Annotated in this window: 18 protein-coding genes; 12 read left to right on the top strand and 6 right to left on the bottom strand. The window is 65.4% G+C overall.

Features of this window, described 5'->3' with window-relative positions; all coding sequences use genetic code 11:
• Positions 1-29: 29 nt before the first annotated feature.
• The gene (topA, locus tag DM450_RS09780) at positions 30-2,660 is read left to right on the top strand and encodes a type I DNA topoisomerase (protein WP_142634391.1); all 2,631 of its coding nucleotides are present in this window, start codon (positions 30-32) and stop codon (positions 2,658-2,660) included.
• Complete coding sequence (locus tag DM450_RS09775; RefSeq protein ID WP_142634389.1) at positions 2,657-2,836, top strand: hypothetical protein; 180 nt, start codon at positions 2,657-2,659, stop codon at positions 2,834-2,836. The genes topA and DM450_RS09775 overlap by 4 nt, the downstream gene beginning before the upstream one ends.
• Here DM450_RS09775 and DM450_RS09770 read toward each other — a convergent pair whose 3' ends face one another.
• The 5 genes from DM450_RS09770 to lepB form a co-directional block, all read right to left on the bottom strand.
• A complete protein-coding gene (locus DM450_RS09770) occupies positions 2,837-4,366 on the bottom strand; it encodes a hypothetical protein (RefSeq protein ID WP_260609754.1) in 1,530 nt (509 codons plus the stop codon).
• A 285-nt stretch (positions 4,367-4,651) separates the two neighbouring features.
• A complete protein-coding gene (locus DM450_RS09765) occupies positions 4,652-5,701 on the bottom strand; it encodes an SGNH/GDSL hydrolase family protein (RefSeq protein ID WP_142634387.1) in 1,050 nt (349 codons plus the stop codon).
• The gene (era, locus tag DM450_RS09760) at positions 5,701-6,594 is read right to left on the bottom strand and encodes a GTPase Era (RefSeq protein ID WP_142634385.1); all 894 of its coding nucleotides are present in this window, start codon (positions 6,592-6,594) and stop codon (positions 5,701-5,703) included. The genes DM450_RS09765 and era overlap by 1 nt, the downstream gene beginning before the upstream one ends.
• Positions 6,591-7,259 (bottom strand): ribonuclease III, encoded by a 669-nt coding sequence (gene rnc / locus DM450_RS09755; RefSeq protein WP_142634383.1) that lies wholly within the window; start codon positions 7,257-7,259, stop codon positions 6,591-6,593. The genes era and rnc overlap by 4 nt, the downstream gene beginning before the upstream one ends.
• Entirely contained in the window at positions 7,260-8,129 is an 870-nt protein-coding gene (gene lepB / locus DM450_RS09750; protein ID WP_142634381.1) for a signal peptidase I, read from the bottom strand.
• A 228-nt stretch (positions 8,130-8,357) separates the two neighbouring features.
• On the opposite strand from lepB, the gene pgi reads away from it, so the two are divergent.
• Positions 8,358-9,878: a glucose-6-phosphate isomerase gene (gene pgi / locus DM450_RS09745; RefSeq protein ID WP_142634379.1), complete on the top strand. Its 1,521-nt coding sequence runs from the start codon at positions 8,358-8,360 to the stop codon at positions 9,876-9,878.
• A 175-nt stretch (positions 9,879-10,053) separates the two neighbouring features.
• Here pgi and DM450_RS09740 read toward each other — a convergent pair whose 3' ends face one another.
• Entirely contained in the window at positions 10,054-10,701 is a 648-nt protein-coding gene (locus DM450_RS09740; RefSeq protein ID WP_142634377.1) for an RBBP9/YdeN family alpha/beta hydrolase, read from the bottom strand.
• Between the two features lie 265 nt (positions 10,702-10,966).
• Here DM450_RS09740 and gor point away from each other — a divergent pair, with 265 nt between their 5' ends.
• The 9 genes from gor to DM450_RS09695 all read left to right on the top strand — a co-directional run bounded on the left by gor (position 10,967) and on the right by DM450_RS09695 (position 20,170).
• A complete protein-coding gene (gene gor / locus DM450_RS09735) occupies positions 10,967-12,313 on the top strand; it encodes a glutathione-disulfide reductase (protein WP_142634375.1) in 1,347 nt (448 codons plus the stop codon).
• A gap of 349 nt (positions 12,314-12,662) precedes the next feature.
• On the top strand, positions 12,663-14,189 hold the full coding sequence (locus tag DM450_RS09730; RefSeq protein WP_142634373.1) for an acyl-CoA carboxylase subunit beta: 1,527 nt from the start codon (positions 12,663-12,665) through the stop codon (positions 14,187-14,189).
• The gene (locus DM450_RS09725; protein ID WP_142634371.1) at positions 14,186-14,425 is read left to right on the top strand and encodes a hypothetical protein; all 240 of its coding nucleotides are present in this window, start codon (positions 14,186-14,188) and stop codon (positions 14,423-14,425) included. Before DM450_RS09730 ends, DM450_RS09725 begins: the two co-directional genes overlap by 4 nt.
• On the top strand, positions 14,425-15,615 hold the full coding sequence (gene bktB / locus DM450_RS09720; RefSeq protein WP_142634369.1) for a beta-ketothiolase BktB: 1,191 nt from the start codon (positions 14,425-14,427) through the stop codon (positions 15,613-15,615). The genes DM450_RS09725 and bktB overlap by 1 nt, the downstream gene beginning before the upstream one ends.
• A 4-nt stretch (positions 15,616-15,619) precedes the next feature.
• Positions 15,620-16,057, top strand: coding sequence for a methylmalonyl-CoA epimerase (mce, locus tag DM450_RS09715; protein WP_142634367.1), 438 nt, complete (start codon positions 15,620-15,622; stop codon positions 16,055-16,057).
• Positions 16,058-16,107: 50 nt separating this feature from the next.
• Positions 16,108-18,270 carry a methylmalonyl-CoA mutase gene (gene scpA / locus DM450_RS09710; protein WP_185928584.1) on the top strand — a complete coding sequence of 721 codons (2,163 nt, stop codon included), beginning with the start codon at positions 16,108-16,110 and terminating at the stop codon, positions 18,268-18,270.
• A gap of 107 nt (positions 18,271-18,377) precedes the next feature.
• Positions 18,378-19,430 (top strand): biotin synthase BioB, encoded by a 1,053-nt coding sequence (gene bioB, locus DM450_RS09705; RefSeq protein ID WP_142634364.1) that lies wholly within the window; start codon positions 18,378-18,380, stop codon positions 19,428-19,430.
• Between the two features lie 7 nt (positions 19,431-19,437).
• Positions 19,438-19,809: a lysozyme inhibitor LprI family protein gene (locus DM450_RS09700; RefSeq protein ID WP_142634362.1), complete on the top strand. Its 372-nt coding sequence runs from the start codon at positions 19,438-19,440 to the stop codon at positions 19,807-19,809.
• Positions 19,810-19,924: 115 nt separating this feature from the next.
• Positions 19,925-20,170 carry a hypothetical protein gene (locus DM450_RS09695; RefSeq protein ID WP_142634360.1) on the top strand — a complete coding sequence of 82 codons (246 nt, stop codon included), beginning with the start codon at positions 19,925-19,927 and terminating at the stop codon, positions 20,168-20,170.
• Position 20,171: the final 1 nt, after the last annotated feature.

Raw genomic sequence — 20,171 nt, 5'->3', positions numbered from 1 at the left:
CGCGCGCGTAGGGGCTATAAGAGTATCGCATGCAGCTAGTCATCGTAGAATCGCCGGCCAAGGCGAAGACCATCGAGAAGTACCTGGGCAAGGACTACAAGGTTCTGGCCAGCTACGGCCACGTCCGCGACCTGCCGCCGAAGGACGGCTCGGTCCGCCCGGACGAGGGTTTCGAGATGGATTGGGAACTCTATGGCGACAAGCAGCGCCAGGTGAAGGCCATCACCGACGCGGCCAAGGAAGCCGACCGACTGATCCTCGCGACTGACCCTGATCGCGAGGGTGAGGCGATTTCGTGGCACGTGAAGGAACTCCTGGCCAAGCGCCGGGCGCTGCCCAAGGACGTGCAGCGTGTTACCTTCAACGCCATCACCAAGGAAACCGTCACCAAGGCGATGACCCAGCCGCGCGAGCTGGATCAGGACCTGATCGACGCCTACCTTGCCCGTCGCGCGCTGGACTATCTGTTCGGCTTCACGCTCTCGCCGGTGCTCTGGCGCAAGCTGCCGGGCGCCAAGTCGGCCGGCCGCGTGCAGTCGGTGGCGCTGCGCCTGATCGTCGACCGCGAGCGCGAGATCGAGGCGTTCACGCCGCAGGAATACTGGTCGGTCACCGCGCAGATGGCGCATGACGGCACCGACTTCACCACCCGTCTGGTGACGTTCGAGGGCCAGAAGCTGGAGCGTCTGAGCATCGGCGACGAAGGCACTGCCCTGCGCGCCAAGGCCGCTGTCGAGAACGGCGCCTTCCGCGTCGAGACGGTCGAGACCAAGCCCCACCGCCGCAATCCGCAGCCGCCGTTCACCACCTCGACCTTGCAGCAGGAAGCCTCGCGCAAGCTCGGCTTCTCGGCCAGCCAGACGATGCGCGTGGCGCAGACGCTCTATGAAGCCGGCGCGATCACCTACATGCGTACCGACGGCGTGCAGATGGATCCCAGCGCCATTTCGGCGGCGCGTGCGGCCATCACCGAGCGTTTCTCGGGCCACTACCTGCCCGAAAAGCCGCGTCACTACGAAACCAAGGCGAAGAACGCACAGGAAGCGCACGAGGCGATCCGCCCGACCGACTTCACCAAGGACCGCTATGGCTCGGGTGACGAGGCGCGTCTCTACGACCTGATTTTCAAGCGCGCGATGGCCAGTCAGATGGCTTCCGCCGCGCTGGAACGCACAACCGTCACCCTGCGTGACGGCACCGGCCAGCACGAGCTGCGCGCCACCGGCCAGGTGGTGAAGTTCCCCGGCTTCCTCGCAGTCTACGAGGAAGGCCAGGACAACAAGTCGGACGACGACGATTCGGGCCTGCTGCCATTCATGAAGTCGGGCGACATGCCCGCGAAGAAGGACGTCAGCGCCGAACAGCACTTCACCCAGCCGCCGCCGCGCTATTCGGAAGCAAGCCTGGTGAAGCGCCTGGAAGAACTCGGCATCGGCCGCCCGTCGACTTACGCCGCGACGATCCAGGTCATCAAGGACCGCAACTACGTCCGCACCGAGAAGAACCGCTTCTTCGCCGAAGAGTCGGGCCGTTTGCTGACCTCGTTCCTTGAACGCTTCTTCCAGCGCTATGTCGCCTACGAATTCACGGCGGGCATGGAAGACGAACTCGACGACGTTTCCGGTGGCCGTCAGGAATGGAAGGCGCTGCTTGAAGCCTTCTGGCGCGACTTCAAGCCGAAGTCGGACGAAGTGATGGAAAAGAAGCCCTCGGAAGTGACCGAGGCGCTGGACGAATTCCTGTCGGACTACCTGTTCCCGCCCAAGGCCGACGGCAGCGATCCGCGCGTCTGCCCCAAGTGCGGCGCGGGGCGCCTCTCGCTGCGCGGTGGCCGCTATGGCGCCTTTGTCGCCTGTTCGAACTATCCCGAGTGCAAGTTCACACGCAAGTTCGCGCAGCCCGGCGGCAGCGCCGATGGCGAGGGTGAGGACGAGGCGCTGGGCAAGGATCCCGAAACCGGGCTGGAAATCGTGCGCCGTGTCGGCCGCTTCGGTCCCTACATCCAGCTGGGTGAGGGCAAGGAAGCCAAGCGTGCGTCGATCCCCAAGGACATCGACGAGTTGACCCTGGAATGGGGCATCAAGCTGCTCAGCCTGCCGCGCACGATCGGTCCGCACCCGGAAAGCGGCAAGGACATCACCGCCAGCATCGGCCGTTATGGACCCTATCTGGCCCATGATGGCAAGTATGCCCGCCTGCGCAACACCGCCGAAGTGTTCGAGACCGGCATGAATGCCGCCGTCTCGATGCTGGCCGATGCCGCCAATCGCGGCGGCGGCGCCCGCGCCAAGGCGGAGCCGATCAAGGTGCTGGGCGCGCATCCGACTTCGGAAGGCGAGATGAAGGTCATGGCCGGCCGCTTCGGTCCTTACGTGACCGACGGCACCACCAATGCCACGCTCCCGCGCGACCAGAAGCCGGAGGACCTGACCCCGGAGCAGGCCATCGCGCTGATCGATGCCAAGGCGGCCAAGGGCCCGGCAAAGGGCAAGAAGAAGGCGCCCGCCAAGAAGGCCCCGGCCAAGAAGGCGGCCCCCAAGAAAGCGGCCCCCAAGAATGCGGCGGAGAAGCCGGCGGCTGAAAAGAAGCCTGCTGCCAAGAAACCCGCTGCCAAGAAGGCTCCGGCCAAGAAGGCGGTGAAGAAGGAAGCGGCCGAATGAGCGACAAGATCGCCAAGCACAAGCAGCCCTGGAAGCCGGAAGAGCTTCAGAAGCTCCAGGTCCTTGCCGGAAAGGGCAAGGGCCTGAAGGAGATCGCCAAGGCTCTCAACCGCACCGAGGAATCGACCAAGGACGCCGCGCGCCAGCACGGCTTTGCCATCGCCAAGGCGCGCTGATCACCGCCTGAGGCGATAGAGCCCGTATTTGCGGGTGCCGAGAGTGACGCCAGCATAGCGCTGGTAACTCTCGGCCAGCTGCCGTCGGACGAGCGCCCGCGTTGCCAGGTCGGGCAGGTTGGGGCGGCCGGATTCGGCCACCACGACCACGCCCGGCTTGCTCGCAAACACGCGTGATACTTCTGAGGCGGGGTCCACGCCCAGTGCGCCCGCTTCGTTCATCGCATTGAGATGGCTGGGGTAGGCGTAGCGCGTCGGGATGCAGGCGTTCGTTGTGCGATAAAGCGCGCTGTCACCCTCGTAGACGTAGAGGCAGCGCCCGTGGAGTTCGCGGGCGACCTGATCGCTGGCGATTGCAAAATCCTCCGCGTCGCCTTTTTCGCGCACCTGAAAGGCGGGGACCAGTACTGCGCCGATCAGGCCCAGACCGATCAGCAACTGGCCATACCAGCGCTCGCCCTTGTGGGTGCAGGCGAGCGCCGGGGCGGCGAGGATCGAAAGCGGCACCAGCACCGGGCCGAGGTAATGGTCGTACCACGTCCCGAAAATCAAAAATCCGGCAATGGCGAAGATGGCCCAGATGCGCAGGGCCGGCAGTGCGGCAGGCGAGCCTGCGCGCACGGATGAAAGGCGATGCGGCGCCAGCAGGATGGCCAGCGCGAAGGGCGTCATCGCCAGCGTCTCCTTGGCAAGCTGGGCATAGGCATCGGCATGGTCGGTCGCGCGGCCGAAGATCGAGAGGAAGTTGGTCTGCACGAAGGCATCGAGATGGCCGGTGAGGGCATAGCCTGCCATGACCGCTGCGGTTGGCGCCAGCGCGGCCAGCAGCCATGACGCACCTGCCCCGGCAAGGCGGGGCCAGCTCCAGCCGTCAGTTCGCCCCCGCGCAAGCAGCATGAGGCCGAAGCCGATCCCTTCGAACAGCACCGTGTACTTGATCTGCATGGCGATGCCGAGCAGCAGCATCGGTACCAGTGCGCGGCGCCGGAGCAGCGGATCGTCGCGGCGCTGGCAGGCCTCGATCACCACCATCGCGGCCAGCGCCACGGGCAGGTTGTAGAACACCGGTGCCTGCCCCAGCGCGGCGTTGAACACGACTTGCCAGAGGAGATAGACAAGGCCCGCCGCCTGTGCGGCGCGGGGCGGGGCGATCCAGCGGGCCATGCGTTCGATCACCAGCGCGGTCAGCACCGAGCAGGCGAGGCCGAGCAACTGATAGCTCAGCACGGGGTCGAAAGGCAGCAGGTAGACGCTGCGGAAGATCGCGAAGAGCCCCCAGGGCTTGCGGTCCCAGATGTCGACAAAGGGCACGGCGCCCTCGGCCATGCGCTGGCCGACCAGCAGGTAGAATTGCTCGTCGGACTGGAACGCGGGCTTGCCGAGCATGAGCAGGCGGACCGCCAGTGCCACTGCCAGGTACAGCACCGGCGATGCCATCCCGGTGCGCGCGGAGAGACCGGCCCGCGCGGAAAATCCGGCGCGGAGTGAGGTTCCGGTGCGGGCGAGAAGACGCCCGGCAGCTGCGATCATGGCTGACCCTTTTTGTCCCGTGGGCCCGCAGCGTGTCCGGGCAGTGATTGCGCGCAGCGGCTTCGTGCGCGCTATGCCGCATGAAGATTGCGGTACCGAGACGCCGCCGGCGCACGGAATCCGCAGCGTGCCGCGCGGGATTTATGCCGGGTCGGGAAAAGGGGGCGGATCGAGCCGTGCCGTGCCGTGCCATGCCATGCCATGCCATGCCATGCCGGGGCGGTCAGCCCTATCGGCCAACCTTGCCGCCATCGAGGTGGCAGCAAAGGCTGGCCGACAGTGTATTCAGCGGCGGCGAGGTGCGGTGCCGCTTCCAGTGCCGCTCTTGGGAGGCGTCACCTGCGGGGCCGGTACGGGCAGGGGGACCGGGGTAGCGCCGGGGGCAGGGGGCGGGGTCACCGTCTGCGGGAAGTTCGGCTTCACCTGTTTGACGCCCGAACGGGTGAGCCACCAGGCGATGTCGTTTGCGGTGGCTTCCATGCCGGCGGAGTTGAGGTGCCACTGCAGGCCCTGTTTGCCGTCATAGCCGTCGGGCGAGCCGATCAGCCATGGCACCGCGTCGCACGGGGTGTGGGTTGCCGAGGCCTGGTTCATCTCCACCAGCAGCGCGCCGTTGGCCTGGGCGACGCGGTTGGTGATCTCGGCAAGGCGCACGCCGATCTTGCGCACGATGGCGGCGTGCTCTTCGCTGATCGGCGTATTCGCGCAGAGCTTGCCGGGTTCCGGCAGCGGCGTCAGATACTGGACAAAGACGATGCGGGCATGGGGCGCCTGCGTGCGCACGCGCCGCGCGATCTCCATCATCTGCATCTCGTCGCGCGCATAGTCGTAGTCGGTCGGGACCTTGACCGGGCCGCAGGCATGCGGCTTGCCGCCCGCCGCCACGGCCTGCTTCGAACGATAGGCGCAGGCGGCATTGAACAGGTTGCCGACGTAGTTGAGGTCGTTGCCGCCGATGGTCAGCGTGACCAGCCGGGTCTGCGGGGTCACCGCGTTGATCTGCGGCGGGATCTCGGACCATGGACCCAGCACATTGTCGGTCTTGGCGCCCGAACAGGAACGGTCGGTCAGCACCATGCCGAAACGTTCGGCCAGCAGCGTGGGATAGTTGCTGAGGCTCTGCCCGCAGCGCACCGGCGCACCGGTCTTTGGGGGAGGCAGCTGCGGGCCTGCGGCGAAGGACGAGCCGATGGCGACATAGCGCTGCCCGGCCAAGCTTTCCTCGACCTGGGCGGCGACATCGGCCTCGGCCGCACGGGCTTTCATGTAAGGGGTCGCGCAGCCGCCGAGCAGCAGCGCGGTGACGGCAAGTCCCGTCAGCGAGACGCGTGCCATCACTTGACCCAGTCCAGCCCGATCTCTTCGTAGATGTCGCGTGCGTCGGCCCAGTTTTCCTCGACCTTCACGTGGAGGAAGAGGTGGACCTTCTGGCCCAGCACTTCGGCCAGTTCCTTGCGCGCGGCCTCGCCGATCGCCTTGATCTTGGCGCCGCCCTTGCCCAGCACGATGGCGCGCTGGTTGTCGCGCGTGACGACGATCTGCTGGCGGATCTCCACCGATCCGTCCTTGCGCTGCTCGTAGGCCTCGGGGCGGACGGCGGCGTCGTAGGGCAGTTCCTCGTGAAGCTGGCGATAGAGCTGTTCACGCGTGATTTCGCAGGCGAGCAGGCGTTCGCTGGCGTCGGAGACCTGATCCTCGGGATAGTGCCAGGGACCTTCGGGCATGAGCCCGGCCAGGTGCGTCTTGAGTTCGGGCACACCGTCGCCGGTCAGCGCCGAGACAAAGAACACCTCGTCGAACTGGACCTTGCCGGTCAGTTCCTGGGCCAGCACCAGCAGCGGCTCCTTGGCACCGGCATCGACCTTGTTGAGCACCAGGATCTTGCGTTCCGGGCGCGCGGCAAGGGCTTCGAGCAGCGGTTCCAGCTCATGGCGGCGCTTCTTGATGGGGTCGACCACCAGCAGCACGGCATCGGCTTCCTGCGCGCCTTCCCAGGCCGCTGCGACCATCGCGCGGTCGAGGCGGCGCTTGGGCTCGAAGATGCCGGGCGTGTCCGCCAGGATGATCTGGGTTTCATCGAGCAGGGCAATGCCCATCAGCCGCGCGCGGGTGGTCTGGGCCTTGGCCGAAGTTATCGCCACCTTCTGGCCGACCAGCGCATTGACGAGCGTTGACTTGCCCGCGTTGGGGGCGCCGATGACGGCGACGAGACCGCAATGCTGGGTCATCCGAATTTCCTCATGAATTCCTCGGCGGCCTGCGTTTCAGCATCCTGCTTGGAGTTCGCGACCGCGCGCGCCGAGCCTACGTTATGAATCGAAACCTCGACAGTGAATTTCGAGGCGTGGTCGGGGCCGGAGCGGTCGACCAGTTTGTATTCGGGCATGCGGCGGCGATTGCCGGCCGCCCATTCCTGCAATGCGGACTTGGGGTGCTTGCGCTTGCCGGCCTTGCCCTGCATCTCGCCTGCCCAGAGGCCGCGGACCATGGCCTTGCCGGCATCGAAGCCGCGTTCGATGAAGCAGGCGCCGATCAGCGCCTCCATCACGTCGCCCAGGATGTTGTCGCTGTCCTGGCCGCCGTCGTCGCGGGCCTGCTTGCCCAGACGCATGCGCGGCCCGAGGTCGATGCCGCGCGCCACTTGCGCGCAGGTCGCGCGGGCGACCAGCGCGTTGAGGCGCTGCGACAGCCGTCCTTCGGCTTCCTCGCTGTTCTCGAAGAGCCATTCGGCGACCGAGAGCCCAAGCACCCGGTCGCCGAGGAATTCGAGACGTTCGTAATTGCGCTTTTCGCCGGTGCTGCCGTGGGTGAGCGCGGCGAGCCAGAGGGCTTCGTCGACGGGCTCCGCCCCGGAAATCCTGGCGATGAAGGCGCGGTCCTGCGCGTCAAGCACTCAGATCACGCTCCCGATGCGGCTCCAGCGCGCGGCTGTGAACCAGGTCCAGGGCAGGAACCAGTTGGCCGAGCCATCGGTCGAGAACATCATGACCGAGGCCTTGCCGACGAGGTTTTCCTGCGGAACGATGCCGATGCCCTGGCCTTCCACGGCGGGGAAGCGGCTGTCGAGCGAGTTGTCGCGATTGTCGCCCATCATGAACATCTGGCCTTCGGGCACGACATAGACGCCGGTGTCGTCCTGCGGCGTCTGGCCGAGGTCGAGCACGTTGTAGCTTTTGCCGTTGGGCAGGGTCTCGCGGTACTGCGGATAGTTGCAGACCGGGCCGCCCTTGGCGTCGGTGCCTTCGAATTCGGGCGCGTAGCAATGGGTGTTGGGGGTGACGGGCAGCACGAAATCGGGCTGCTTCACGCGGGGCACCGGCTTGCCGTTGAGCCAGACCTGCCCGCCCTTGACCTGCACTTCGTCGCCCGGAAGGCCGATGACGCGCTTGATGTAGTCGACGTCGTTGCCCGGGGGCGCCTTGAAGATGGCGACGTCGCCGCGCTCGGGCTGGCTGGCGAACACGCGGCCCGGGATCAGCGGCAGGCTGAAGGGCAGCGAGTACTTCGAGTAGCCGTAGGACCACTTGGTGGCGAACAGATAGTCGCCGTTCAGCAGGCGCGGCAGCATCGATTCGCTGGGAATGTTGAAGGGCGAGATGATGAAGCTGCGCAGCACGACTACGCCCAGAACCAGCCAGAACAGGAAAGCGATGAAGCTGTCGTCCTTCTTGGGCTGTTCTGATCGCTTGTCGCGCTGTGCCTTGTCGGCCTGCGCGGGGCTTGCGGATGACGGGGCCTGAGTGGCAGTGTCGGTTTCGCTCATGTGGCGACCCTTGTTGCGCCCGCGCGCTGCCGTCAAGCGCAATCCCGATGGAGACCCGTTTCAGGTCGACCAAAATCGTCATCTTTTCGCTGGATTGGCCCTCTAACGGTGAGGCTCCAACAATGGCACTTGGCCTTGCCCTGCCTGCCATGCATAACGCGGCCCGCGTTTTTAGCCGCCAGCTTGCCCCCAAGACTGGCGATATATTCGAATGAAGGGATACGAGGCATGAGCAAAGCGGTGTGGACCAAGCTGGAGGGCCTTCCCAAGCCGACCCTGAAGGAGCTTTTTGCCGCCGATCCCGCCCGCCTCGACACGTTTGCGACCCATTTCGAGGCCAGTGACATCGAGACCGACTGCGGCATGCGGTTCGACTGGTCGAAGACCCACCTCGATGCCGCGCACGTCGCCGCCTTCGAGGAACTGGCCGCCGCGATGGACTTCGATGCCCGCCGCAAGGCGCTGTTCGACGGCGAGATCGTCAACACCACCGAAGGCCGCGCTGCCGAGCACACCGCCCAGCGCGGCGTCGGCAAGGAAGAGAGCGTCGCACTCGCCGCTGAATTCCACGGCCGGATGGCCGCCATCGTCGAGGCCATCCACCGCGGTGCCATGGGTGAGGTGAAGCACCTCATCCACATCGGCATCGGCGGCTCCGCGCTTGGCCCGGCGCTCGCGATCGACGCGCTGGCGCGCGACGGCGCGATGGTGAACGTGCAGGTCGTCTCGAACATCGACGGCTGCGCGCTCGAAGCCGCTTTTGCCAAGTGCGATCCGGCGACCACGATGCTGGCGGTCGCTTCCAAGACCTTCACCACCATCGAGACGATGACCAACGCCGAAAGCGCCATCGCCTGGCTGCGCGAGAACGGCGTCGAGGACCCTTATGGCCGCGTCGTCGCGCTGACCGCGGCGCCCGACAAGGCGATCGAATGGGGCGTCGACGAGACCCGCATCCTGCCGTTCTCGGAAAGCGTCGGCGGCCGGTATTCGCTGTGGTCGTCGATCGGTTTTCCGGTCGCGATGGCGCTCGGCTGGCCGGACTTTGCCGAGTTCCTCGACGGGGCGGCGGCAATGGACGCGCATTTCCGCGATACCGACGGCCTTGCCAACCTGCCGCTGCGCGCCGCCTTCGCGGACCAGTACTACACCCGCCTGCGCGGCTGCCAGACGCGCGGCGTCTTTGCCTATGACGAGCGCCTGAAGCTGCTGCCGGACTATCTCCAGCAGCTGGAGATGGAATCGAACGGCAAGAGCGTGAAGGTGGATGGCTCGCCCGTCGATGGGCCGACCGCGCCGATCACCTGGGGCGGTGTCGGTACCGATGCGCAGCACGCGGTGTTCCAGTTGCTCCATCAGGGCACCAACATCGTGCCGGTGGACTTCATTGCCGCAATCGGGCCGGGCGACGATCTCAATCCCGCGCATCACCGCATCCTGCTGTCGAACTGCTTCGCGCAGGGCGCCGCGCTGATGGCGGGCAAGGCCAGCGAGGACCCGGCGCGCGCCTATCCGGGCGACCGTCCCTCGGCGACGATCCTGCTCGACGAAGTCAGCCCCGCCACTTTCGGCGCGCTGATCGCGTTCCACGAACATCGCACGTTCGCCAATGCCGTGCTGATGGGCATCAATCCCTTCGACCAGTTCGGCGTCGAACTGGGCAAGGAAATTGCCAAGCAGATCGAGACCGGCGGCACCTCGTTCGATCCCTCCACCGAGGCGCTGCTGGAACTCGCCGGCATCAAGTAAAAAGAACGGGCCGGGGATGCAGGTGCATCCCCGGCCCGATCCTCCTCAAGTTGAATGGCGGCACCGGCCCACTCCCCCACCCGACCACCCACCGGGGTATAATCGTTGGGTGGTCGGGTGGGGGGGGGGGGCTAGTGCCGCAAAATTCGCCTGCGGCGAATTTTCTGACGGACTGTCAGGCGCGGTATTCGAGGCCCTCGGACCAGTCTCCATGGGTCGGGATATGCGGGGCCGAGGCGACGGGCCGCGTGTTCAGCAGGCGGTGCAGCAGGAGCTTGCCGTCTTCCCAGCTGCCGATCTTCGAATCGGCATTGATGTGCCCGGCCTCGCCGGCATCCTCGAACTCGCTGCCCCATTGCTTGGCGAGCAGCTTTGCGGTCGGGAAACCGATCCATGGATCGTTGCGGCTGGCGACGAGGATCGAGGGGAAGGGCAGGGCATCGGCGGGCGTCGGTGCAAAGCCGTTGAGGCGGTCATCGCGCGGGAAAAAGTCCACTTCCGGCGGCGCCACCAGCAGGGCGCCGACTACCGGGCTCGACCAGCCGGGTTGCTCGAACTTCGCCCACCATGCGGTCAGCAGGCAGCCGAGGCTATGCGCGACCAGCACCACCGGCCGTCCGGCCCGCTGCACAGCGAGGTTCAGGCGGTTGATCCAGGTGTTGCGGTGCGGCTTTTCCCAGAGGCCGAGGTCGACCATCTGGGCATTGTCCATCTCTTCCGACCAGCGGCGCTGCCAATGGCCCGGCCCGCTGCCATCAAGGCCGGGGATCAGCAGGACCAGGGGCTTTTCGGCAGGCGCCTGCGGCGTGTGCGTCTGTGCCATTCATCGTCTCCCGTAAGGGTGCCCACCGAACCCCGGGGATAGACAAGGTGCGGTGGGCGATGCGACTCCTTATAACTCAACCAAAAAAGTTGACAATGAGTCTGCGTCCAGTGGTTTGAGGTTTTCGACGACCCGAATGCCGGTCCGTTCCGAAAGGCCTGCGGCGGTCAGGCGCAAATGACCCGTTGGCAATCCATGCGCCGATGCCCCATATGCGCGCCGCAAGAGAGTACGCCCCCGGATGGGGGGCATAGGAGCAAGCCGCATGTCCGAATTCGACTACGACCTCTTCACCATCGGCGCCGGATCGGGCGGCGTGCGTGCCAGCCGTATTGCCGCATCGCACGGGGCGCGCGTGGCGGTGGCGGAGGAGTTCCGGGTCGGCGGGACGTGCGTGATCCGTGGCTGCGTGCCCAAGAAGATGCTGGTCTACGGCGCGCATTTTGCCGAGGATCTCGAAGACGCCAAACATTTCGGCTGGGACATTCCCGAGGCGAAGTTCGACTGGCTGAAGCTGCGGGACAACGTGCTGGGCGACGTCGACCGGCTCAACGGGCTCTACACGCAGACACTTTCGAACAACAAGGTCGAGATCTTCCACGAGCGTGCGGTCATCACCGGTCCGCACGAGATCACGCTGTCGAGCGGTGAGAAGAAGACGGCCAGAGTGATCCTGATCGCCACCGGCGCGCGTCCGCAGGTGCCGAACTGCCCGGGACATGAACTGGGCATCACCTCCAACGAGGCGTTCCACCTCGACGCGATCCCGAAGCGCATGCTGATCGCCGGGGCCGGTTACATCGCCAACGAGTTCGCGGGCATCTTCCACGAGTTCGGTGCCAAGGTGACGCTGATCAACCGCTCCGATCAGCTCCTGCGCGGCTACGACGAACAACTGCGCGACCGTCTGCTGCAGATCTCGATCGCCAAGGGCATCGACTTCCGCTTCAACGCCGACTTCCGCGGCATCGAGCAGAATGCCGATGGCTCACTGACGGTTTCGATGACCAATCACGATCCGATTGAAGTCGACTGCGTGATGTTCGCCACCGGCCGCGTGCCCAATGTCGAGGGGCTGGGGCTGGAGAACGTCGGTGTCGCAGTGGACGACAAGAACGCGATTCTGGTCGACCAGTATTCGAAGACCAGCGTCGACCACATCTACGCCGTGGGCGACGTGACCAATCGTGTACAGCTGACCCCGGTGGCCATCCGCGAGGGCCATGCCTTTGCCGATACCGTGTTCGGCGGCAAGCCGGCGACGGTGGACTATGGTTGCATTCCCTCGGCCGTGTTCAGCCATCCGCCGATCGGCGCGGTGGGCCTGACCGAAGCGCAGGCGCGCCAGCAGTACGGTGAGGTGGAAGTCTATACCAGCGACTTCCGGCCGATGAAGAACGTCGTTGCCCACCGTAACGAACGCTCGCTCTACAAGATGATCTGCGAGGCGGGCACGGGGCGCGTGCTGGGGCTGCACATGATCGGGCCGGAAGCGCCCGAGATCATCCAGGCTGCCGCCATTGCGGTGAAGGCGGGGCTGACCAAGGCCGATTTCGACGCCACCGTTGCCGTCCACCCGACGATGTCGGAAGAACTGGTGCTGATGAAGTGACGCCGAGCGGGGGCGCCTGCCTCCGCTCAGTTGCATGCAAATGTCGCAACCGCCTCCGCGCGGGAGTGAAGATAGCCCGGGGGTCACCGTCGCGTGTGGCTCCCGGGCTTTCGTGTTTTCAGGGTGCTGCACGGCTTTGATATCGCGAAATTGCGCCATTTTATCGGCGGGGCGTTGGATAGCCATCGGTGGGGCGGATTTGGCGCCAGATCATTACTCCGACCATTTAACCGCGCGATTAAAACTATTGACCTGAGCGTTCCGACCTGCCTTAGCAGTCACAGCAAATTTGCGCCGAGCGGCCAGCCAAAGGCCCCAGGTACTGCAAGGTCACTGCAAGGGATAACGGATGTCAGCGAATATCGCCGAAATGGAGAAGCGCCGCGCCGCAGCGAAGCTGGGTGGTGGTGAAAAGCGCATCGCCGCGCAGCACGCCAAGGGCAAGCTGACCGCGCGCGAACGTCTCGACATCCTGCTGGACGAAGGCAGCTTCGAGGAGTTCGATCTCTACGTCGAGCATGACTGCACCGACTTCGGCATGGAAAGCCAGCGCATCCCCGGCGACGGTGTCGTTACCGGTTCGGGCACCATCAATGGCCGCCTTGTGTATGTGTTCAGTCAGGATTTCACCGTGTTCGGTGGCTCTCTGTCGCACCGTCACGCGCAGAAGATCTGCAAGCTGATGGACAACGCGATGAAGGTCGGCGCCCCCGTCATCGGTCTCAACGATTCCGGCGGCGCGCGCATCCAGGAAGGCGTGGCCTCGCTTGGCGGTTATGCCGAAGTGTTCCAGCGCAACGTGCTCGCCTCGGGCGTGGTGCCGCAGCTCTCGCTGATCATGGGCCCCTGCGCGGGCGGCGCGGTCTACTCGCCGGCGATGACGGACTTCATCTTCATGGTGAAGGACAGCTCCTACATGTTCGTCACCGGGCCGGACGTGGTGAAGACCGTGACCAACGAAGTCGTTACGCAGGAAGAACTGGGCGGCGCGGTCACGCACTCCAGCAAGACTTCGGTGTCCGACCTTGCACTCGAGAACGATATCGAGGCGCTGCTGGCGGCGCGCGATTTCTTCGATTTCCTGCCGCTGAACAACCGCGAGGAAGTGCCCGAGCGTCCTTGCGCCGATCCGTGGGACCGCGCCGAGGAAAGCCTCGACACCGTGATCCCGCCCTCGGCCAACCAGCCTTACGACATGCACGAAGTCATCAAGAAGACGCTCGACGAGGGTGACTTCTTCGAGGTCCAGCCGCTGCATGCAGGCAACATCATCGTCGGTTTCGGCCGTATCGAGGGCAAGACCGTGGGCGTCGTCGCCAACCAGCCGATGGTGCTGGCGGGCGTGCTGGACATCAATTCGTCGAAGAAGGCCGCGCGTTTCGTGCGCTTCTGCGATGCCTTCAACATCCCGATCATCACCTTCGTGGACGTTCCGGGCTTCCTGCCGGGCACCGATCAGGAGCACAACGGCATCATCAAGCACGGCGCCAAGCTGCTGTTCGCCTATGCCGAGGCGACCGTGCCCAAGATCACCGTGATCACCCGCAAGGCCTATGGCGGCGCCTACGACGTCATGGCGTCCAAGCACCTGCGCGGCGATCTCAACTATGCCTGGCCGACCGCCGAAATCGCGGTCATGGGCGCCAAGGGCGCGGTGGAGATCATCTTCCGCGGCCTTTCGCCCGAAGGCATCGCCGAGAAGACCAAGGAATACGAGGACCGCTTCGCCAATCCCTTCGTGGCGGCGAGCCGGGGGTACATCGATGAGGTCATCTACCCGCACTCGACCCGTCGGCGCATCGCGCTGGGCCTGCGCAAGCTGCGGACCAAGAGCCTCGAAAACCCCTGGAAGAAGCACGACAACATTCCGCTGTGACGCTGGAATTCCTCGATGTCTGGCAGATCTTTGTTTTTACCGGCATCGCCAGCGCGTTCCTGTGGAACGGGGTTAGAGGATTGCGTGAAGGGACTGTGCGCATTCCGTTGCAGTTCCTGAACGACGATGAATTCGCGCGAGGCACGACGATGTTCGGCCTCGCCGTGACAATGAACTTTCTGGGCGGCCTTGGCGTGCTTGCCGGGCTGATCTGGTTGAAATTGGGAACCGGGTGATGGCTGATCTTGAAGACATCTACATCGTCAGTGGCGTGCGCACGGCAGTCGGCGACTTCGGCGGTTCGCTGAAGTCGTTCATGCCCTCGGACCTCGGCGGCCTTGTCGCCGCCGAAGCGCTCAAGCGCGCCGGGATCGAGCCCGAGGCCGTGGGCCATGTCGTTGTCGGGCAGGTCATGCCGACCAGCGCGCGCGACGAGATGCTCAGCCGGGTGATCGGCATCAATGCCGGCGTGCCGCTCTCGGTGCCCGCGCTCACGCTCAACCGCCTGTGCGGCTCGGGCGTCGAGGCGATCGTCAACGCGGCGCGCGCGATGAAGCTGGGCGAGGCCTCGGTTACGCTCGCGGGCGGCGCGGAATCGATGTCGAACGTGCCCTACCATGATCACGGCGTGCGCTGGGGGCGCAAGATGGGCGCCAATACGCAGGAAGACGCGCTCACGCTGGGTCTGTCGGACGCCATCGGCGGCTATCACATGGGCATCACGGCGGAGAACGTGGCCGAGCGCCACCAGATCACCCGCGAGGACATGGACCGGCTGGCCGTCACCAGCCACCAGCGCGCGGCGGCGGCGATCGCGGAAGGACGCTTCAAGGAGCAGATCCTCCCCATCGAGATCAAGACCCGCAAGGGCGTGACCGTGTTCGACACCGACGAGCATGTGAAGGGCGACACTACGATGGAAGTGCTGGGCGCGATGCGCGCGGCCTTCAAGAAGGACGGCACCGTCACCGCGGGCAACGCTTCGGGTATCAACGACGGCGCGGCGATGGTCGTGCTGGCGACCGGCAGCGAAGTCGCAAAGCGCGGGCTCAAGCCGCTGGCGAAGATCGTCGCCTGGGGCCACGCCGGGGTCGAGCCCGAATACATGGGCGAGGGGCCGATCAAGGCCACTCCCATCGCGCTCGAACGCGCCGGGCTCACGCTCGATGAGATCGACGTGATCGAGAGCAACGAGGCCTTTGCCGCCCAGGCCGCGGCCTGCGCCAAGGTGCTCGGCTTCGATCCCGCCAAGACCAACATCAACGGCTCTGGCGTCTCGATCGGCCACCCGGTCGGCGCGACGGGCTGCATGCTGACGATCAAGGCTGCCTACGAACTGAAGCGTTCGGGCGGCAGGTACGGCCTCGTCACCATGTGCATCGGCGGCGGGCAGGGCATCGCCCTCATCATCGAGAATGCGGAGTAAGACTGTGAAGCTTGGCCGTCTCAACCACATTGGCGTCGCGACGCCGGATCTCGACGCTTCTATCGCGTTCTACCGCGACGTCATGGGCGCGACCGACATCACCGAGCCGTTCGTGCTCGAAAGCCAGCAGGTGCGCGTCTGCTTCGTCAACACGCCCGGTGAAAATGGCACGGCGGGTACGCAGATCGAGCTGCTCCAGCCGACCGCGCCGGACTCGGCGGTGGGCAAGTGGCTGGAGAAGAACCCGCTCGGGGGGCAGCACCACATCTGTTACGAAGTGCCGGACATTCACGCCGCCAAGGCCTGGTTCGAGAGCCTCGGCAAGCGCGTGCTGGGTGAGCCGCGCATGGGCGCGCACGGGACGCTGATCTTCTTCGTCCACCCCCGGGACATGGGCGGTCAGCTCACCGAGATCATGGAAACGCCCAAGGGCGCTCACTGATAGGATTTACGGTCCGCGGCAATGCGAGCGGGCCGGAAGGGATGCGGAACATGGCAGACATCAACGACTGGAAGGCAGCCGCCGACAAGGAGGTCAAGGGGAAGGACCTGACCTGGAACACGCCCGAGGGTATTGCGGTGAAGCCGCTCTACACTGCCGAGGACGTGACCCCGGACAAGGTGGGCGATCCCGGCCTTCCCGGCTTTGCCCCCTTCACGCGCGGCGTGCGTGCCTCGATGTATGCCGGCCGCCCCTGGACCATCCGCCAGTACGCGGGCTTCTCTACTGCCGAGGAATCGAACGCCTTCTATCGCCGCAACCTTGCGGCGGGCCAGAAGGGGCTTTCGGTCGCCTTCGACCTTGCCACCCATCGTGGCTATGACAGCGATCATCCGCGCGTCGTGGGGGACGTGGGCAAGGCCGGGGTCGCCATCGATTCCGTCGAGGACATGAAGATCCTGTTCGACGGCATTCCGCTCGACAAGATGTCGGTCTCGATGACGATGAACGGCGCGGTGATCCCGATCCTGGCCTTCTTCATCGTTGCCGGTGAAGAGCAGGGCGTCGACCGCAAGCTGCTCGACGGGACCATCCAGAACGACATCCTCAAGGAGTTCATGGTCCGCAACACCTATATCTACCCGCCAGAGCCTTCGATGCGGATCATCTCGGACATCTTCGGCTACACCAGCCGCGAGATGCCGAAGTTCAACTCGATCTCGATTTCCGGCTATCACATGCAGGAAGCCGGGGCGACACAGGTGCAGGAACTGGCCTTCACCATCGCCGACGGCGCGGAATACGTGAAGTACGGTGTGGCCTCGGGCCTCGATATCGACAAGTTCGCCGGCCGCCTGTCGTTCTTCTTCGCCATCGGCATGAATTTCTTCATGGAAGTGGCCAAGCTGCGCGCCGCACGCGTGCTGTGGCACCGGGTGATGACGCAGCTTGGTGCCAAGGACGAACGCTCGAAGATGCTGCGCACCCACTGCCAGACTTCGGGCGTGTCGCTGCAGGAGCAGGACCCCTACAACAACGTCATCCGCACCACGATCGAGGCGATGGCGGCGATGCTCGGCGGCACCCAGTCGCTGCACACCAACGCGCTGGACGAGGCGATCGCGCTGCCGACCGATTTCTCGGCCCGCATCGCCCGCAACACGCAGATCATCATCCAGGAAGAGACCGGCATGTGTAATGTCGTCGATCCGCTGGGTGGGTCCTACTACATTGAATCGCTGACGCAGCAGCTGGTCGACCAGGCCTGGGAGATCATCGAGCGCGTGCAGGCCGAAGGCGGCATGGCCAAGGCGGTTGCTGCCGGCTGGCCCAAGGCGATGATCGAGACCGCCGCCGCCGCCCGCCAGGCCCGCGTGGACCGGGGCGACGACGTGATCGTCGGCGTCAACAAGTACCGCCTTGCCAGCGAAGACCTGCTGGAAACGCTGGAAGTGGACAACGCCAAGGTCCGCGAAGGCCAGATCGCCCGCATCAACAAGATGAAGGCGGATCGTGACGAGGCGGCTTGTCAGGCCGCACTCCAGGCTCTGCGCGATGGTGCCGCCGCGCCCGCCAGCATCGAGAACAACCTGCTCGCGCTCGCCGTCGAGTGCGCCCGTGCCCGCGCGACGCTGGGCGAGATCAGCTCGGCCATGGAAGACAGCTTCCAGCGTTATGGCACCCAGCCGACCCCGGTGAAGGGCGTCTATGCCGCGCCGTACGAAGGCGACAGCCGCTGGCAGCAAGTGCTGGACGGCGTCTCGGCGGTCGAGCGTCGTCTCGGCCGCAAGCCCAGGTTGCTGGTTGCCAAGATGGGCCAGGATGGCCACGATCGCGGTGCCAACGTGATCGCCTCGGCCTTCGGGGACATGGGCTTCGAGGTCATTTCCGGTCCGCTGTTCCAGACCCCGGAGGAAACCGTGGTGCTGGCGCTGGAAAGCGGCGTGGACGTGGTCGGCGCATCGTCGCTGGCGGCGGGGCACAAGACGCTGATCCCCGAACTGATCCAGAAACTGCGCGAAGCCGGCCGCAGCGACATCAAGGTGATCGCCGGCGGCGTGATCCCGCCGCAGGACTATGAATTCCTCCGCAATGCGGGCGTTCAGGGCATTTATGGCCCCGGTACGAACGTGGTGGAATGCGCCGCCGACGTACTGCGCCTGCTCGGCCACAACATGCCGCCGCTTGGTTCGGCGCTGGAAGCGGCGGAATAAGGACGGCGATGCTGGATCGGCGCCGCGCTTGCGATTATGGCGGAGCTTTGGCCCCCAGCAATCCCGTGCGTTATCCCGCGCGCGTTCCGGCCGCCTGAGGAATGATCATGACCGAGACCACCGCCATCACCCCCCGTACCGACTGGACCCGCGAGGAAATCGCAGGCCTGTTCGACCTGCCGTTCACCGAACTGGTGTTCCGCGCGGCCGAAGTGCACCGGGCCAGCCATCCGCACAACGAAGTGCAGCTCTCCACGCTGCTTTCGATCAAGACCGGCGGCTGCGTGGAAGACTGCGGCTATTGCTCGCAGTCGGTTTCTGCGAGCAGCGGCGTCAAGGCGACCAAGCTGATGGAAGTGCAGCAGGTGCTCCAGCGCGCGGCGCAGGCGGCGGATCAGGGCTCGACCCGTTTCTGCATGGGCGCCGCCTGGCGCAACCCCAAGGACCGCGACATGCCCGCCATCATCGAGATGGTGAAGGGCGTGCGTGCGATGGGCATGGAAACCTGCATGACGCTGGGCATGCTGACCCCCGATCAGGCGGACATGCTCTCCGAAGCGGGCCTCGATTACTACAACCACAACATCGACACCTCGCCCGAACGCTATGACCAGGTGATCACCACGCGCACGATGGACGACCGTCTCGATACGCTGTCGAACGTGCGCATGGCGGGCATCAACGTCTGCTCCGGCGGCATCGTCGGCATGGGCGAGACGCGCGCCGACCGCGTGGGCTTCATCCACACGCTGGCGACGCTGCCCGATCACCCGCAGTCGGTGCCGGTCAACGCGCTGGTGCCGGTCAAGGGCACCGTGCTGGGCGACATGCTGGCCGACACCCCGCTCGCCAAGATCGACGACGTCGAATTCGTGCGCACCGTGGCGGTTGCGCGCATCACCATGCCGCTGTCGATGGTGCGCCTCTCGGCGGGCCGCGAGAGCATGTCCGAAGTGACCCAGGCCATGTGCTTCATGGCCGGCGCCAACTCGATCTTCACCGGCGACAAGCTGCTGACCGCGCCGAATTCGGGTGACGACAATGACGCGGCGATGTTCGCCCGCCTCGGCATCAAGCCAATGGCCATCGAACTGACCCCGGCTCAGGTCGAAGCCCAGCGCATGCCCAAGGGCTGCGCGAAGCTGGAAGCGGCGGAGTGATCCACGCATGATCCTGCCGATCCTTCTCCTGGCCTCGGAGCCCGCGATCGATTGCGCCAACGCGATGACGCAGACGGACATGAACATCTGTTCGTACCGCGACTTCCAGTCGGCCGACCGGGCGATGAACGAGGCCTGGGGGAAGGCGGCAGCGGCGGCGAAGGCCGCCGACAGGCAGGGCCCCGGCGGAAATTTCAATCGGCTGCTCGACGCGCAGCGCAAGTGGCTCGCCTACCGCGACGCCCAGTGCCTCGCAGAGAACGGCCCGCGTGAGGAAAGCGGCACGATCTGGCCGCTCCAGCAGAACGGCTGCCTCACGGAGTTGACCGAAGCGCGCACAAAACAGCTGCGCGCCGTTGTTGAGACGGGCGAGCGGTGACATTCGGCCTTTCTCGTCATCCCCGCGGAGGCGGGGATCCCGCTTCCTTGCGGAGCCTCGCGAACGAGCGGGATCCCCGCCTTCGCGGGGATGACGACGAGAGGGGCGGTGACGGGTGAGCTTCAGCGATTCCGGCGCAAGCCTGAAGCAGCATCTGGGCTGCATTGCGCTGGGGCTGCTCGGCACTGCCTTTGTGGCGACGTTGCTGGTCGGCGCGGCGATGGGAGACTGCGGTCGCCCTGGCAGTACGGCATGCAAGAACGATGGGCTGATCAAGTTCCTCATGTTTCCGGGGAGCCTGATCGTTCTGATCTTGGTGGGACTTTTCGCCGCTTGGCGTAGGACAAAAGACAGGGATTGAG

Source organism: Sphingomonas sp. IC081, assembly GCF_006874585.1.
GTDB lineage: Bacteria > Pseudomonadota > Alphaproteobacteria > Sphingomonadales > Sphingomonadaceae > Novosphingobium.
Note: the sequence above shows the minus strand (reverse complement) of the source record. Positions and strands in the feature narration are given on the sequence as shown.